The sequence below is a fragment of the Agrobacterium larrymoorei genome (assembly GCF_005145045.1).
Lineage (GTDB): Bacteria > Pseudomonadota > Alphaproteobacteria > Rhizobiales > Rhizobiaceae > Agrobacterium > Agrobacterium larrymoorei.
The window spans coordinates 227,541-242,443 of record NZ_CP039693.1 but is presented as its reverse complement, the minus strand read 5'-3'; the positions used below and the strand labels follow the sequence as shown (position 1 = coordinate 242,443).

Sequence of the window (14,903 nt, the reverse complement as noted above, 5' to 3'; positions counted from 1 at the left end):
GCAAGTTGCCTTCACCAGCAGCATCAGCCCCGATCAGCGCACCGAAGTTTTGCGGGAAAAGCTCGCGGTTCTTCTTTACATGCGGCATCTGCGGAACGTCCGCGCAGTCGCCTCGCGCGCGGCGGATCCGCGGAGAAGAACGAGAGATAGGAACTTTGAAGAGTCTCGGATGTTCGGCGTGCGAGTTCTTTGGAGGAATACTTGATGATATCCCGTGTTGTCGGCGCCACATCAATTGTGGCAGCACTTCTTGCTTGCAGTACTTCCTACGCCCAACAGGGTGACGGAACTGAAGTTCAGATCACCACTAACGTCTTTAAGCCCAACAAGGTGCCGGTTACGAGCGAGCGCATAGGACAGTTGAAGGTCCCTGAAGGCTTTTCCGTGCAGCCCTTCGCGCAGGGTCTTGGCAACAGCCGAATTATCGCGGTCTCCGACAAAGGATTCATCTATGTCAGCCGTCGAGAAGAGGGTGATGTGCTACTTCTCAAAGATGAAGACGGCGATGGCAAGGCAGATCGCGCACCGATCCAGGTCGCTTCTCGTGCACAGGCGCACGGGTTGGCAATCAAAGGCGACAAGCTCTACCTGGTGACTGTGAAGGAGGTCTTTGTCGCCGACATCCAAGCTGACGGCACTCTCGGCGAGCTTGAGATGATCATTGGCGATCTGCCGGATTCCGGACAGCATCCAAACCGCGTCATGGCATTTGGCCCCGACGGGATGCTGTATATCAGCGTCGGGTCAACCTGTAACGCCTGTAACGAAAGCAATCCGGAAAATGCGACGATCATTCGCGCGACGCCGGATGGTAAGAGCCGGACGATCTTTGCGTCGGGTCTGCGCAACACGATTGGTTACGATTGGCAGCCGCAGACCGGCGAACTCTGGGGTTTGGACCACGGCATCGACCTGATGGGCGACGAGGTTCAGGCCGAGGAGCTGAATAAAATCGAGCAGGGCAAACAGTATGGCTGGCCCCATGTGTTCGGATTCGGTGACATCTATCCACAATCGACGCCGGTTGGGGGTGTGACAAAGGAACAGTGGCGCAACCAGAGCCAGCCGATGGTGCTCGGATACACGGCTCATGCTGCTCCGATGCAGATGAAGTTTTATCACGGCTCAGCATTTCCAGCCGAATTCGCAGGCGATGCGTTCGCGACGATGCGTGGATCATGGAACCGCAACCCCGCGTCGGGTTACGAAGTGGTCCGCATTCACTTTGAGAATGGGCAGCCCAAAACCATCGAGCCATTCCTGACCGGCTTCCTGACGGATGGGGGCAAGACTCACTTCGCCCGCCCAGTCGGTCTTGCCGTCGCCAAAGATGGTTCGCTGCTGATGGCGGATGATGCCAACGGTGTCATCTATCGGATTGCCTATACCGGAGATGCCCAAAAAGCCGACACCGCAGCCACGGCTCCTGCCGATGTTATGGAAGCGCAGGCGAAAAAAGGGGCCGATGTGCCGTTGGCCTTGAAGCGACCTGAGACCGAGACACAAGGCAAAATCACAGTTTCCACCGAAGCGTTCTCGGATAGCCAAGCGATCCCAGCGAAGTATAGCGAATATGCCGACGGCGTTTCGCCAGCGCTCAAATGGAGCGCGGTGCCTAAGGCCGCGTCCTACGCCATCATGATGGAAGACCCGGACTCTTCACCGCTCAAGCCTTTCGTTCATTGGCTGGCCTGGAATATTCCCGCCACCGTGACGACACTGCCAGAAGGGCTGCAGGAGCAGCTTCGCCTGGTAGAGCCGGAAGGTGTGTTACAGGGTCGGAACACATCTGGAACGCACGGCTATTTCGGACCGAAGCCACCTCCGGGCGACAAGCCGCACCACTATCACATCCAGGTTGTTGCACTCGATTCCATGATCGATCTTCCACCGACGTCGGACCGCGATGCGCTCTTGTCTGCGATCTCCGGCCACGTAATCGCAAAAGGTGAGATCGTCGGAACCTACCAGCAGAAGATCGAGCCACCCAAGCAATAACGACTAGAAATCTGGTTCAAAGGAAACCTCATGTCAATCTTACGTTCTACTTTCGGTGTCGCAAGTGTCGCGGCGCTACTGTTTTCGTCCTCAGCATCTGTCTGGGCCGAACAGACAGCCTCACCCCCTTCCCAAACGGCTCAGGAGCCTCAGCAGACGGAACAGGCAAAGCCTGATGCCCAGATGCAGGCTGTTCTGGATGCCCTGAAAGGCCTAGATGCCAAGCCGTTTTCGGGACTGACCGTGCCGGAAGCGCGGATGCAGGCGAGTGCTGCCGACGCCGCGCGCACAGTTCAGCGAGATAAGAAGATTTCGCCGATGCCAGAGGCGGGTGTCGCAACGAAAGATATCGCCATACCAACTGCAGCGGGAGCATTGCCAGCGCGCGTCTATATTCCGGAAGGCAAGGGGCCTTTCCCAGTAGTGCTATACTTCCACGGCGGCGGATGGGTTGTGGCAGACATAAATACATATGATGCGACGCCGAGGGCGCTTGCGCTCGGTTCGAAGGCCATCGTTGTCTCTTCCGATTATCATCATGCGCCAGAAAGCAAATTCCCGGCGCAGCATGACGATGCCTGGGCTGCCTACACCTGGACGGTTGAAAACATTCATACTTTGAATGGCGACGCAAAGAGAATTGCCGTTGCAGGTGAAAGCGCTGGTGCCAATTTGGCGGCAAACGTTGCTTTGATGGCGAAAGAAAAGAAGACCACAATACCGGTGCACCAGTTGCTGGTCTATCCCATTGCGGGCAACGACATGAACACTCCATCCTATCAGGAAAATGCCAACGCGGCGCCACTGGGCAAGGCGGATATGGAATGGTTCGTCTCGCATGTGTTCAAGTCAAAAGACGAGACCGCAGATCCGCGGATCAACCTTGTCGGTCGCGACGATCTTGAAGGACTGCCATCCGCAACTGTCATCACCGCCCAGATTGATCCGCTCCGCTCCGAAGGTCAGGCTTACGCGGAAAAGCTGAAGGCGGCTGGCGTGGAGGTAAATGCTCTCAATTATGAAGGCGTAACCCACGAGTTTTTCGGGATGGCCAAGGTTGTGGATAAGGCGAAGGAAGCTGTCGATGCTGCCAATGCCGACCTCGCAAAAGCATTTTCCGAAGCAAAGTGACCGCCTGAGAAAGGACTATGACGATGAAATTCTCGAACCTATCCTACCTGGCATTATCCGTCGCTTTGCTGTCACAGCCGCTGATAGCGCAGGAACAGAAGCCCAAGCCTGCTGGAGATGCTGCACCCATGATGGTCATGGACCGGCCAACCTTTGTGAGCGTCGTATCAAGCGCCAACGAGTTTGAAATAAAGTCCAGCGAGCTGGCTTTGCAGAATGCGGCGTCCGCCGACATCAAGGATGCGGCAAAAATGATCATCGCCGATCATCAGAAAGCTGGTGAGAAGCTGAAGGGAATCCTGGAGAAAAAGGGCGAGCCACTGTCTTCTCCAATCGTCCTTTCGCCCAAGCACCAAAAAATGCTGGATCAGTTGCAGGCCGCAAAGGGAAAAGATTTTGACACGCTTTATCTCGATATGCAGGTCCAAGCACATCTGGAGGCGATTGCACTCTTCCGGACCTACGCAGAATCTGGCGACGATCAGACGGTCGTAGGCTTTGCGAAGGAGACATTGCCGAGCCTGGAGAAGCATCTGTCGCATGTGAAAATGCTCGTCGCCAAACATTAGGATCTCCTGGGCCCATCTTTATTAGCTCTCTTGGTTTTTGCCTTCGATGGCCTAGCGAACCATCGAAGGCAGATTTCTGGAAACTATTGCTGCAGCAGATGGTTTTGGTCTTTGAGACTTCACTATGAGGAGATAAGCATGATCGATGACGGAACGGCCACGATCCGAGCAATGGTCGAAAGCCGCGCCTCTGCCGATCTGGCGGTCGAATATCTTATCCAGCAGCAGGGAATTTTTCGCCCAGATAGCCTTTTTAATCCGTCACGTCCCAAGTGTCTGCCATCGTCTGACAAGTTTCCCTTGGTCCAAGGTGATGTCGGTGATGCCGGCGCCATTCGTGTTTCGGGTGCTGTCTGAGGGTAACCTGGCTTTCTCCTCGGGAGTTGATGCGTTGACAGACAATCTGAGTAAGTACCGATCCAAACGCGATTTCAAGCAAACGCGCGAGCCCAGTGGAGAGATCGAGGTCAAGGCGTCGAACCGGCGCCGTTTTGTTATCCAGAAGCACGACGCGACCCGCCTCCATTACGATCTCCGCATCGAGCTCGATGGCGTGTTCAAGTCCTGGGCGGTGACAAAAGGCCCATCTCTCGATCCGGGAGACAAGCGGCTTGCCGTCGAGGTCGAGGATCACCCTTTGGACTACGGCGACTTCGAGGGCACGATACCGAAGGGTCAGTATGGCGGCGGTACCGTAATGCTGTGGGATCGAGGCTACTGGGAACCGGAGGGCAACAAGACGCCCGAGCAGGCACTGGCGAAAGGCGACTTCAAGTTCACATTGCAAGGTGAGCGCCTTAATGGAAGCTTCGTTCTGGTGCGGATGCGCAACGACCGCGACGGCGGCAAGCGGACGAACTGGCTGCTGATCAAGCACCGCGACGATTACTCTGTCGACGAGAATGGCGCCGCCATTTTGGAAGACAATCAGACCTCCGTCGCTTCCGGCCGGACCATGGAGGCAATCGCTGCTGGCAAGGGCAAGAAGCCTAAGCCTTTCATGACGAAGGGCGACACGGTCAAGGCAGACGCGGTGTGGGACAGCAACGAAGGGTTCGCCGCCGAGGAGCGCAAGGCAGGTACGAAAAGCCTGGCGAAGCCTAGGACGGCTCGGACAAAGGCTGCCAAGTCCTCAAGCTCCAAATCGGCGATGCCTAGCTTCATCGCGCCGCAGCTTTGTGAGAGCCTGACACGTCCACCGTCTGGCAAAGGCTGGATCCACGAGATCAAGTTCGACGGCTACCGGGTCCAGATGCGCGTCGCCGGTGGCGAGGTCGCGTTGAAGACCCGCAAGGGACTGGATTGGACGTCGAAGTGGCCGGCGATTGCAGAGGCGGCGTCGGCGCTACCTGAATGCATCATTGATGGCGAGATCTGCGCGCTCGATGAGCAGGGCGCGCCCGATTTCGCGGCGCTCCAGGCAGCGCTCTCCGAAGGAGCGACGAACGACCTTGTCTACTTTGCATTTGATCTGCTGTTCGAGGGTGACGAGGATTTAAGGGAGCTTCCGTTGACGGAACGCAAATCCCGTCTGGAAACCCTGATGGCCGATGCGGGCGACGATCCCCGCTTGCGGTTCGTCGAGCATTTCGAAACCGGTGGCGACGCCGTCTTGAAGTCGGCCTGCAAGCTGTCGCTCGAGGGCATCGTCTCCAAGGAGGCCGATGCTCATTACGTCTCCGGTCGGACGAAGACGTGGGCGAAATCCAAATGTCGCGCGGGCCATGAGGTTGTCATCGGCGGCTATGCCAAGACCAATGGGAAATTCCGCTCACTGCTTGTCGGCGTCTTCAGCGGAAAGCACTTCGTTTACGTTGGTCGTGTCGGGACAGGCTACGGCACCAAGACGGTCCAACAACTTCTGCCGAAACTTCAGGAGATGGAGACCTCGAAATCTCCGTTTACGGGGATTGGTGCGCCGAAGAAAACGGAGGATATCGTCTGGCTAAAACCCGAGCTTGTCGCCGAGATTGAGTTCGCCGGATGGACCGCAGATGGTCAGGTTCGTCAGGGTGCGTTCAAGGGCTTGCGTGAGGATAAGCCTGCCGAAGAGGTGGAAGCCGAAGAGCCTGCAGTACCAGCGGACGCGGATGTCCCGGATCCTGAGACCAAAACGCCCCCAGCTAGACGCTCTCGGAAGGGCGCAAAGGAAGAGGTCATGGGCGTCATGATCTCGAGCCCCGACAAGGCGCTCTGGCCGGACGCGGGTGACAAAAAACCTGTGACCAAGGTCGATCTTGCTCAGTACCATGAAGCTGTTGGAGCGTGGATGATCGATCATATCAAAGGTCGGCCATGCTCGATCCTTCGTTGTCCTGATGGCATTGGTGGCGAGCAGTTCTTCCAGCGCCATGCCATGGCTGGAACGTCGAACCTTCTGGAACTCGTGACGGTCTTTGGCGACAAGAAGCCCTATCTCCAGGTCGATCGCGTCGAAGGACTTGCCGCCATCGCCCAGATTGGCGGGATCGAACTTCACCCGTGGAACTGCTTGCCCGATCAGCCGGAAGTTCCGGGAAGGTTGGTATTAGACCTCGACCCCGGCCCGAATGTCGAGTTTTCAGCAGTCGTGGACGCCGCGCGTGAGATACGCGACAGGCTGGAAGAACTGGGTCTTGTCAGTTTCTGCAAGACGACAGGCGGCAAGGGACTGCACGTCGTGACGCCACTCGCCGCAAGTCGAGGTAAGAAGCTGAGTTGGGACGAGGCTAAAGGCTTTGCGCATGACGTTTGTCAGGATATGGCGCGGGATAACCCGGATCAGTACCTCATCAAGATGGCGAAGAACCAACGGGAAGGGCGGATATTCCTCGACTACTTGCGCAATGACCGCATGGCGACGGCGGTCGCGCCTCTATCTCCACGAGCACGTGCTGGTGCGACGGTGTCGATGCCTTTGAACTGGACGCAGGTGAGGGTTGACCTCGATCCAACGCGCTTTACCGTCAGGACAGTTCCGGACCTACTGAAAAAGAGCACGGCCTGGCAGGACTACAATGAGGGCCACCGCTCGCTGGAGCAAGCTATCAAGCGGCTGAACAAAGCTCGGAAGGCATCTGCCTGACGCAACCTATTTTGCCCGTGTTTCTGCGGCGACCGACTTCTTCAGTGCGTCCATGATGTTGATGACATTGCTTGGTTTGGAAGGCGACGAAGGCACCTTTGCCTTGGCACGAGTCGGCTTTTTCTGCTGTTTCTTCTTCGCCTTGATGATGTCGAGCAGACGATCCTGGACAGGATCTATGACCATCTTCGCGTCCCAAGGCTTCGTCTGCTTTTTGATGAGCTTCTGAATGAGAGGCATCATGTCGGCGTCTGGTTTCTCATCGGCGATACTGTCAAAGTAGCTGTCTTCGTCACGTACCTCATCGCCATAACGCAGCGTCCACAGGACTATTCCCTTGCCGCGAGGTTCGAGCATGACGGCGCGTTCCCGGCGCGAGATTACCAGTCGGGAAATACCGACCATACCTTGCGAAGCCATGGCGTCGCGGATCACGGCGAAAGCCTCCTGTGCCACTTTTTCGCTCGGAGACAGGTAGTAGGGGGTATCGAGCCAAATCCACTCGATCGTGTCTCGTTGCGTGAAGGTCGTTATGTCGATTGTGCAGGTGCTGTCCAGGGCGACATTCTCTAGCTCGTCATGTTCAAGGATGATGTAGTCGTTTTCGCCGCGCGCATAACCCTTGACCTCGTTCTCCTCTTTCACGTCCTTGCCCGTGACGGAATCTACATAGTGGCTGACCACCCGGTTCTGGGTGGCACGGTTCAGAGTGTGGAAGCGAACCTTCTCGCTCTCCGACGTCGCCGGCATCATCTGGACGGCGCAGTTGACAAGGGAAAGTTTCAGGTGGCCTTTCCAATAAGGGCGAACAGCCATGTGGTTCTCCTGTTAGCCTGCGCGGCGGCTGGGTGCCGGGGGGGGCTTTGCCTTGCCGGCAGCTTTCTTGGTTCTTGAACGGCTTGCGCTTGCATTGGCGTTGGCTGCGGTTCGACTAGATCTGGTCTTCTTGGCACCGAGGCCCGCACTTTCGCGCAACGCCTGCAGCAGATCGACGGCCTTCGCAGCAGGGGAAGCCTTCTTCTTTGGCAGCGAACGGCCTTCGATCTTGGCTTTGACGAGTTCCGTCACAGCGTCCTCATATCTGTCGTCAAAGGTGCTGGCGTCGAAAGTGCCCTTCTTCTTGTCGATGATCAGCTCCGCAATCTCGAGCAGTTCCGGATCGCTCTTGATGTCCGGCTGATCCTCGAAGGCCTCCTGCGATGACCGAACCTCGTAGTCGAAGTTGAGAGTGGAAGCGATGAGGCCCTTGCCATGTGGTCGAATGAGGACTGTGCGCAGACGGCGAAACAGGACCGTGTGCGCTATTGCCGCGACCTTGGCCCTCTTCATGCCTTCTCGCAGCAGGACGTAAGCCTCCGTGCCCATCTTGTCCGGCGTCAGATAGTAGGGCTTGTCGAAGTACACGGTGTCGATGTCGGAGCAGGGAATGAACGATTCGATCGTGAGTGTCTTATCGCTGTCAGGGACTGCGGCCGCGACTTCCTCCGGTTCGAGGACGATGTAATGGCCATTTTCCGTCTCGTAGCCTTTGACCTGATCGCCCTTTTCAACTGGCTCTCCTGTCTCGCCATCTATGAACTCTCGCCTGACCCGGTTTCCGGTCGCCCTGTTGAGTGTGTTGAAGGCGATGCGCTCCGAGGCTGACGCCGCCGTGTAGAGTGCAACGGCGCACGACACCTCGCCGAATTTGATGAATCCTTTCCAGTTTGCTCTCGGGGAACCCATGACACGCGTACTCCTGACACAACCGATGAGATTCAAACCGAATCAGCATGCGAATCGTTCCTGGCAAAATGAATCGTTTTTCAATGACTTAGCCAGGTGCGAGCGCCCGTTATGCGAGTCTCTTCTATGGTGCTGATTCGAATGCATCTTTCCCGCACGCAGCGCGTTTGCCTCCGTAACTCAATCCAAAGGGAGGTCTGTTATGACCAAGCGAGAATTGATCGATACCGGAACCGACAAGCGTTATGTCCGCCGCGACGAGGGTGGGAAATTCAAGGAGAGCGTCGACGTTTCCCGCTCACTTTCAGCCGACGCCCGCCATGATGCGAAGCACGATACGAAATCGGGCGAGGGCGACAAGGGCGATCGCAAACGCTGACCGCTTCAGTGAAGATCGCCACGTTTAACGTCAACGGCATTAATGGGCGCCTCGACATCCTCCTTCGTTGGTTGGACGAGGTGACACCCGACATCGTCTGTCTTCAAGAGCTGAAAGCACCTTCCAACAAGTTTCCCCGTAAGGAATTAGAGCGCTCCGGCTATGGAGCGATATGGCATGGCCAGAAATCCTGGAACGGCGTCGCGATCCTCGCGAGAGGTCAGAAGCCGCTGGAAACGCGACGCGGGCTGCGCGGCGGTCAGGATGACGATCAGAGTCGTTACATTGAGGCAGTCATTGACGGCATAGTCGTCGGCTGCCTGTACCTGCCGAACGGCAATCCGGTCTCAGGACCAAAGTTCCGGTACAAGCTGGAGTGGTTTCAGCGACTGCATTCCTACGCGGCCGAACTCTTGGAGCTCGGTGTGCCCGTCGCGCTCATCGGCGACTTCAACGTCATGCCGACCGATCTCGATGTCTACAAACCCGAGCGTTGGATCGACGATGCGCTGTTCCGGCCCGAAGTGAAGAAAGCCTATGCGGACCTGGTGGCGCAAGGCTGGATAGACGCAGTCCGGCACCTCCATTCGGACGAGCGCATCTACACTTTCTGGGCATATTTTCGGAACGCGTTCGCGCGCGACGCTGGCCTTCGGATTGACCATTTCCTGCTGAGTCCGGACCTCGCCGAGAAACTCTTGATAGCCCAAGTCGACAAGCATGTACGTGGCTGGGATCACACCAGCGATCATGCGCCTGTCTGGATTGAACTGACTGGTAAGACCGCTAAACAAAGGAGAGAGAAATGACCGATGATTTAAAACGTGAGGTTCGCGTCAAGCTCGAGGAGCTGGTTGATGGTCTCGTGGTGAAGGGGATCAAATACGAGGACGCCTGCAGCATGATCGTCGTGGAGGTCAACGGCCTGTTGATGGCTCACGAGCAAGATCCAGATCCGGCAGATGATGGAGTGATTGATGAGCCTGCCAATGACTGGCCCGCGGCCGAAGATAAACGACCTGTCGAATAAAGAGTATCTCGGCCCCTCGGGACATTCCATCAGGGGCCGTTCGATAATCACTGGGGCGGCTGTCCGTTTGACGCAGACATCCCGCCGTCCACGGGTAGATTGACCCCAGTCACGAACCGGGCGTCTTCGCTTGCGAGGAATGCTATAACGGCTGCGACGTCTTCAGGCTCGCCTGGCCCCTTGAGCGCGAAGCGTTCGTTGAACTTCGAAATCAGCTTGTCGTCGTCCATCATATCCTCGGTCATGCCTGTTCGCGTGAGGCTCGGGCACACTGCGTTGACCCTGATGCCGTCCTTACCATGGTCCATGGCCATAGCCCGCGTGAGATTGGTCACTGCACCCTTGGCGGCGTTGTAGGCTGCCATTACCCAATCCCCACCTGTGCCGGATACCGAGCTGACGTTGATGATGGAGCCCCGCGATGACTTCAGATGCGGGATCGCCGCACGGCTCGCGTAGAAGACGCCATCGACATCCGTCGCCATCACTGTCCGCCAATCATCCGTTGTGAGGGTGCCGACGTTGCCCTGAGCCACGACACCAGCATTATTGACAAGAACGTCAAGGCGTCCGAACTTTTCGACGGTGCGGGAAATTAGGTCATTTACCTCACCTTCGTTCGAAATGTCGGCCTCGGCAACGAGAACCCGATCGGCAGGGTGGGGGTTCGCGACGTTGTCCAGCTTGGACTTGGTGCGACCCACGAGTGTCACCATCGCACCTTCACTAAGAAAACGCTCCGCCGTCGCCTTGCCTATGCCGGAGCCCGCGCCAGTCACGACGACGACCTTGTCTGCAAACCGCTGCATCGAAATCTCCTTGAGTATGCAATGCTGTTCAAGTCTGAACGGGAGATAGGCAAGGATGTTCCAAGCACGAGACTCATGCGTTTTGAGCGGACAAGGGCAATAACGCAATTGTCAGTATCAGACTGTTTGTGACGCGGAACGAACGTTCCGAGGAAAGGTTGAGGACATGCAACAGGAAAGTCCCATGACACCGTCACATCTCGCAACCCTCGTCTTTCTCTTCATTCTGCTCGTTGGTGCCATCTACGTTTTCGCGAGGCCGGATGAAGTGATGGCGGCCGACAGAGAATCTACAATGGTGTCTCCCAAGGTCGACTATTGCTTCAACCCTCTGCAAGTAGCGCAGGCTGATCGCTCGCCCGAAGTTGCCGCCAAGCGAAAAGAAGTCACGCGTTCGCATCAACTGGTCATTCTGTTTCACGGCATCCGCGGGCGAGGATCTGTGATGGAAGCGACCGGAAACTCCTGGGAGGCGACGCTCCCGGACACAGTGTTTGCTGCGCCAGACGCACCTTTTCCACATAGGTCAGGTGGACGTCAGTGGTTTGCAGTCGACGACCAGGTCATGCGCCCCGAGCGCATTGATGCTGCGCGTCGCGCCTTTGACGGAGTAGTATCTGATATTATTAAACGTGAAGGGTTCGAAGCAGCCTTGGATCGGGTGGCCTTCGTCGGAGTTTCACAGGGCGCGATAATGGCGCTGGATGGAGTGGCTTCGGGTCGCTGGAAGGTGGGCGCAGTCGTCACCTTCGCTGGATTGTTGCCTCTTCCACCGACGTCGTCATCGACACAAACGGACATTTTGATGATGCATGGTTCCGCGGACAAGACCATCCCTCCTGCGGCAATGGCGGTCGCGGCGAGCCAATTGGAATCGGCAGGCTTTACTGTAAGGTCTAAGATCTACCCTGGGGTTGGTCACACGATTTCATCCGAGGAAGCGAGGGACGCCGTCAACTTCCTTCTTGAAGGCTTTGAATAGGGGAGGACGAGTAGTAGCGGAGGTAAGGCCCGACACTGAGACCGGGCCCTGTCTACCTCAGTGATGATGTTCCGGCATGTCTTTCAACTGATCTTTTGTCCAGGATGTCACAGCATGGACGTCGCCGTCTTCGTCGCGCATGAAGTCCAGATCGCTTAAGGCGACTGCTACTGGTTTCGCGCCAATTCCAAGAAAACCGCCGACATCTATGATGACCTGGCCGCCTGCAGCCCCTGCGTGAACATGGTCAACTTTTCCGATTTTGTGGTCATCAGCGCCGTAGACAGTCGCACCTTCAAGAATTTCTGGTGTCAATTCCGTTGTCGACAAGCGAACGTGGTTTGTGTGATCCATTTTTTTCCTCCTTGTTGGATGACAAGGTAACGGGATCAGACGCCACAGGTTCCCCATTGAGATTGAGCATATGGACTTCGCGCAGTCGTCTTATAAGGCGCGTTTAATGAAGCAGTCCGTCGATGTCGAATTCCTCCCAGCCGCCAAGCTTTAGGGTTGAATCCTCGGAGCTATCCTTTGCCCTCTTGGATCGCTTTGCGGACTGCTTCTTGAGCGAGCGCGTCAGCTTCGCCTGATAGGCCGCCTGCTGTTTCTTTTCGGCCTTCGCCTCTGCTTCCTCCACGCGCCATTCTTCGACGACGCCCGTATCGAGAAGCTCTTCCACCACCCTGGGGTCGAAGACATGGAAGGTGATCTGGCGGGCGCGTCCGTTCAGTCTGACGGTTCTCGTGCCCGCGCTTGGCAGACGACCGTCGGCAAGCCAACGGTGCCGCTCACTGGTTTTGATCGCCAGGACGTCCTCGATTTCGCGTGGGATGACCGGAAGAGCGACGGCTTCGGCGACGACCTTGGAAGCAATGGCCGCAGCAGCGTTGAAGGTGGTCTTTTCGCTGGCTGCCATCGCAAGCGTAAGATCAACTCCTTCAAGAGAGATGGATTTTTTCGAAATGGTGGGCAGCCTTGCCTGTATTTCCTGCAATACGCCTTTCGCGCGGACCGCCGACCCCATTGTTACAGTGGCTGGCAGCGTCCATGTCCTGACGAGTTTAATGTCACTTTTGTCTTGCTTTGGCATTCTGCAGAGATGGTGTTCCAGTGCATTCACGTAAACGAGCACGTCGAAGGCTATCGACGTAAAGTCATAGTGCTTCCGTAAGGATGCTTAAGAAGGCTCGTACGGCAGGGTTAGTTCGGCGGCTTTCCGGCCAGACTGCTGTTATGTTGTGACGCTCCACGGCAAAATTAAAAAGTACGCGGACCAGTTGGCCACGATTGACCCATGGAGCCGCCATGAAGCTCGTAGCCATTCCTATTCCCGCTCCCGCTGCGATCGTTGCTATGACAGCCTCGCTCGCATCAACGATGATTGCGGACGACGGCAAGATCTCGATTTCTCGCTCGTTGAGTTGGAATGGCCACCGAAATAACTGCCCGCTGCTCTGATAGCGCAGGTTGACCGTCTGGTGCTGCTGAAGATGATCGGGGTGGGTAGGCGCGCCATTCGTAGCCAGATACTCCGGGGAAGCGTAGCAGCAAAGCAGATGCGGCGAAAGTTTCCGTGATCGAAGCTGTGAGTCGGGAAGATCCCCGATGCGAACAGCCAGATCTATACCCTCCTCAATAAGGTCCACCCTCTGATCATTCAGTCTGAGATCGATCGAAACTTTCGGATGACGTTGGCGAAACCGGGGCAACACAGGTGCAATGACATGCAGACCAATCGGCAGGGAAGCGGCAATGCGCAACGTTCCCGCGGGTTCGGAACGCGCGAACTTTGCTGCCTGCTCAATGTCTTCGGCATCCCGCAACAGCCGTAGTGCGCGCTCATGCAGGTCACGGCCTTCATTGGTAAGAGTGAGAGATCGCGTCGTTCGGGTGAACAGCGAAACGCCAAGGTGGCTTTCCAGTCGCTGGACGCTTTTACTCACCGCTGACGGCGAGATCGCAAGCGACCGCGCTCCCGCCGTATAGCTGCCCAGCGATCCGGCTCGCGCAAAGGCGATCAAGCCGGTCAACCTATCGATTCCAATTCGTTGCTTCATGGCACTATTAGAGCGAAATGGAGCGTCATTATCAATCTCATCGGAAGTTCGTACATGTGGTGCACGAACAATTGGAACGAGTTTGAAATAACTGAGATGATGAAAGTAGTCCGCCTGCATGAATTTGGTGGCCCAGATGTTCTGCGTTACGAAGATGCTCCGCGACCCGTTATCGCAAAGGGAGACGTCCTTGTCCGGGTACATGCTGCAGGCCTCAATCCGCCTGATCTCTATCTACGGGACGGCTATCGTTCGCTCCCGCCTGAGTGGCGCCCCAGCCCAGTCTTTCCGTTGATCCTGGGCACAAATATTCCCGGCATCGTTGCCGAAGTCGGGGATGACGTGCTGGAGTTTGGCGTCGGCGACGAGGTATATGGCATGGTGCGGTTTCCCCACGACCTCATGAGCGGCAGCAACGCCTATGCGGAATACGTCAAAGCCCCGGCCTCGGATCTCGCGCTGAAACCGGCAGGTATAGAACACACGCAGGCCGCTGCTGCTCCAATGTCACTGTTGACGGCATGGCAGTTTCTCGTGGAGCTCGGCCACGACGAACCGAACCCTTTCCAGGCATTCAAGCATGCACCGATTCCGCTTCAGGGAAAAACAGTTCTCGTCAATGGTGCTGCCGGTGGTGTCGGTCACCTGATTGTTCAGTTGGCTAAATCGAAGGGTGCACGCGTAATTGCAGTTGCTTCGGGACGGCACGAAAGCCTTCTGTCCGATCTCGGCGCAGATACGTTCATTGACTACATCAGGCAGTCAGCCGAGACAGTGACGCAGAAGGTTGATTTGGTGATAGACGCGGTTGGCGGCTCCAAGATGGAGCGGATCCTAGACGTTATCAAAACGGGCGGCGCGTTATATCTGGTCAATCCTCTCGGTTTCTCTGGCCACGAAGAGGCGCAACGACGCGGGATCACCGTTTCAACGACGCAGGTCCGTTCCAACGGTGCGCAACTGGCGAAAGCAGGTCGCCTGCTCGATGATGGTACTATCCGCGTTGTGATCGACAGCACGTTCACAATGGCTAACGCAGCCGCTGCCCACGAGCGTGCATCCAAGGGAAGCATGCAAGGTAAGGTCGTCCTCGTCAACGCTTGAAGGCGTGAGTCCCGGCCGGGAACGGACGGGGCATATCGCAACAAAGGAATGCCAA

Annotated in this window: 16 protein-coding genes; 10 read left to right on the top strand and 6 right to left on the bottom strand. The window is 56.7% G+C overall.

Translation table 11 applies throughout. The features are described 5' to 3' along the window. The first annotated feature begins 204 nt into the window (after positions 1 to 204). From CFBP5473_RS22265 to ligD, 5 genes are all read left to right on the top strand, one after another. Complete coding sequence (locus CFBP5473_RS22265; RefSeq protein ID WP_037170873.1) at positions 205 to 1,998, top strand: YbhB/YbcL family Raf kinase inhibitor-like protein; 1,794 nt, start codon at positions 205 to 207, stop codon at positions 1,996 to 1,998. Positions 1,999 to 2,028: 30 nt separating this feature from the next. Further along, positions 2,029 to 3,129, top strand: a complete 1,101-nt coding sequence (locus tag CFBP5473_RS22260) for an alpha/beta hydrolase (protein WP_084631573.1) — start codon at positions 2,029 to 2,031, stop codon at positions 3,127 to 3,129. 17 nt (positions 3,130 to 3,146) lie between these two features. After that, the gene (locus tag CFBP5473_RS22255) at positions 3,147 to 3,698 is read left to right on the top strand and encodes a DUF4142 domain-containing protein (protein ID WP_051441227.1); all 552 of its coding nucleotides are present in this window, start codon (positions 3,147 to 3,149) and stop codon (positions 3,696 to 3,698) included. 138 nt (positions 3,699 to 3,836) lie between these two features. After that, positions 3,837 to 4,055, top strand: coding sequence for a hypothetical protein (locus CFBP5473_RS22250; protein ID WP_027674866.1), 219 nt, complete (start codon positions 3,837 to 3,839; stop codon positions 4,053 to 4,055). A gap of 34 nt (positions 4,056 to 4,089) precedes the next feature. Further along, positions 4,090 to 6,762, top strand: a complete 2,673-nt coding sequence (ligD, locus tag CFBP5473_RS22245; protein ID WP_027674865.1) for a DNA ligase D — start codon at positions 4,090 to 4,092, stop codon at positions 6,760 to 6,762. 6 nt (positions 6,763 to 6,768) lie between these two features. Here ligD and ku (CFBP5473_RS22240) read toward each other — a convergent pair whose 3' ends face one another. Together ku (CFBP5473_RS22240) and ku (CFBP5473_RS22235) are read right to left on the bottom strand one after the other, a co-directional pair. Then, a complete protein-coding gene (gene ku / locus CFBP5473_RS22240) occupies positions 6,769 to 7,578 on the bottom strand; it encodes a non-homologous end joining protein Ku (protein ID WP_027674864.1) in 810 nt (269 codons plus the stop codon). 12 nt (positions 7,579 to 7,590) lie between these two features. Further along, the gene (gene ku / locus CFBP5473_RS22235; protein WP_027674863.1) at positions 7,591 to 8,487 is read right to left on the bottom strand and encodes a non-homologous end joining protein Ku; all 897 of its coding nucleotides are present in this window, start codon (positions 8,485 to 8,487) and stop codon (positions 7,591 to 7,593) included. A gap of 202 nt (positions 8,488 to 8,689) precedes the next feature. Here ku (CFBP5473_RS22235) and CFBP5473_RS22230 point away from each other — a divergent pair, with 202 nt between their 5' ends. The 3 genes from CFBP5473_RS22230 to CFBP5473_RS22220 are packed head-to-tail and all read left to right on the top strand — an operon-like array spanning position 8,690 to position 9,896. Then, on the top strand, positions 8,690 to 8,866 hold the full coding sequence (locus CFBP5473_RS22230) for a hypothetical protein (protein ID WP_106389368.1): 177 nt from the start codon (positions 8,690 to 8,692) through the stop codon (positions 8,864 to 8,866). Between the two features lie 8 nt (positions 8,867 to 8,874). Next, a complete protein-coding gene (xth, locus tag CFBP5473_RS22225; RefSeq protein WP_027674862.1) occupies positions 8,875 to 9,675 on the top strand; it encodes an exodeoxyribonuclease III in 801 nt (266 codons plus the stop codon). Next, positions 9,672 to 9,896, top strand: a complete 225-nt coding sequence (locus tag CFBP5473_RS22220) for a hypothetical protein (RefSeq protein WP_027674861.1) — start codon at positions 9,672 to 9,674, stop codon at positions 9,894 to 9,896. Before xth ends, CFBP5473_RS22220 begins: the two co-directional genes overlap by 4 nt. Before the next feature lie 47 nt (positions 9,897 to 9,943). On the opposite strand, the gene budC is transcribed toward CFBP5473_RS22220, so the two are convergent. Then, a complete protein-coding gene (budC, locus tag CFBP5473_RS22215; protein ID WP_027674860.1) occupies positions 9,944 to 10,705 on the bottom strand; it encodes a meso-2,3-butanediol dehydrogenase in 762 nt (253 codons plus the stop codon). 184 nt (positions 10,706 to 10,889) lie between these two features. Between budC and CFBP5473_RS22210 the strand changes: the two genes are divergently transcribed. Beyond that, positions 10,890 to 11,687: an alpha/beta hydrolase gene (locus tag CFBP5473_RS22210; RefSeq protein WP_234881892.1), complete on the top strand. Its 798-nt coding sequence runs from the start codon at positions 10,890 to 10,892 to the stop codon at positions 11,685 to 11,687. A gap of 57 nt (positions 11,688 to 11,744) precedes the next feature. Here the strand turns inward: CFBP5473_RS22210 and CFBP5473_RS22205 are convergent, their stop codons facing one another. From CFBP5473_RS22205 to CFBP5473_RS22195, 3 genes are all read right to left on the bottom strand, one after another. Further along, positions 11,745 to 12,041, bottom strand: coding sequence for a PRC-barrel domain-containing protein (locus tag CFBP5473_RS22205; RefSeq protein ID WP_027674858.1), 297 nt, complete (start codon positions 12,039 to 12,041; stop codon positions 11,745 to 11,747). A 103-nt stretch (positions 12,042 to 12,144) separates the two neighbouring features. Continuing rightward, positions 12,145 to 12,777 (bottom strand): hypothetical protein, encoded by a 633-nt coding sequence (locus tag CFBP5473_RS22200; RefSeq protein WP_027674857.1) that lies wholly within the window; start codon positions 12,775 to 12,777, stop codon positions 12,145 to 12,147. A 64-nt stretch (positions 12,778 to 12,841) separates the two neighbouring features. Further along, entirely contained in the window at positions 12,842 to 13,744 is a 903-nt protein-coding gene (locus tag CFBP5473_RS22195) for a LysR family transcriptional regulator (protein WP_027674856.1), read from the bottom strand. Positions 13,745 to 13,831: 87 nt separating this feature from the next. On the opposite strand from CFBP5473_RS22195, the gene CFBP5473_RS22190 reads away from it, so the two are divergent. Beyond that, a complete protein-coding gene (locus CFBP5473_RS22190) occupies positions 13,832 to 14,848 on the top strand; it encodes an NADP-dependent oxidoreductase (protein ID WP_027674855.1) in 1,017 nt (338 codons plus the stop codon). Positions 14,849 to 14,903 lie beyond the last annotated feature (55 nt).

What these genes read in the sequence shown, in the direction of transcription:
- CFBP5473_RS22265 (WP_037170873.1), top strand. Translation starts at nt 205, where the DNA reads ATGATATCCCGTGTTGTCGGCGCCACATCAATTGTGGCAGCACTTCTT.
- CFBP5473_RS22260 (WP_084631573.1), top strand. Translation starts at nt 2,029, where the DNA reads ATGTCAATCTTACGTTCTACTTTCGGTGTCGCAAGTGTCGCGGCGCTA.
- CFBP5473_RS22255 (WP_051441227.1), top strand. Translation starts at nt 3,147, where the DNA reads ATGACGATGAAATTCTCGAACCTATCCTACCTGGCATTATCCGTCGCT.
- CFBP5473_RS22250 (WP_027674866.1), top strand. Translation starts at nt 3,837, where the DNA reads ATGATCGATGACGGAACGGCCACGATCCGAGCAATGGTCGAAAGCCGC.
- ku (WP_027674864.1), bottom strand. Translation starts at nt 7,578, where the DNA reads ATGGCTGTTCGCCCTTATTGGAAAGGCCACCTGAAACTTTCCCTTGTC.
- ku (WP_027674863.1), bottom strand. Translation starts at nt 8,487, where the DNA reads ATGGGTTCCCCGAGAGCAAACTGGAAAGGATTCATCAAATTCGGCGAG.
- CFBP5473_RS22230 (WP_106389368.1), top strand. Translation starts at nt 8,690, where the DNA reads ATGACCAAGCGAGAATTGATCGATACCGGAACCGACAAGCGTTATGTC.
- CFBP5473_RS22220 (WP_027674861.1), top strand. Translation starts at nt 9,672, where the DNA reads ATGACCGATGATTTAAAACGTGAGGTTCGCGTCAAGCTCGAGGAGCTG.
- budC (WP_027674860.1), bottom strand. Translation starts at nt 10,705, where the DNA reads ATGCAGCGGTTTGCAGACAAGGTCGTCGTCGTGACTGGCGCGGGCTCC.
- CFBP5473_RS22210 (WP_234881892.1), top strand. Translation starts at nt 10,890, where the DNA reads ATGACACCGTCACATCTCGCAACCCTCGTCTTTCTCTTCATTCTGCTC.
- CFBP5473_RS22205 (WP_027674858.1), bottom strand. Translation starts at nt 12,041, where the DNA reads ATGGATCACACAAACCACGTTCGCTTGTCGACAACGGAATTGACACCA.
- CFBP5473_RS22200 (WP_027674857.1), bottom strand. Translation starts at nt 12,777, where the DNA reads ATGCCAAAGCAAGACAAAAGTGACATTAAACTCGTCAGGACATGGACG.
- CFBP5473_RS22195 (WP_027674856.1), bottom strand. Translation starts at nt 13,744, where the DNA reads ATGAAGCAACGAATTGGAATCGATAGGTTGACCGGCTTGATCGCCTTT.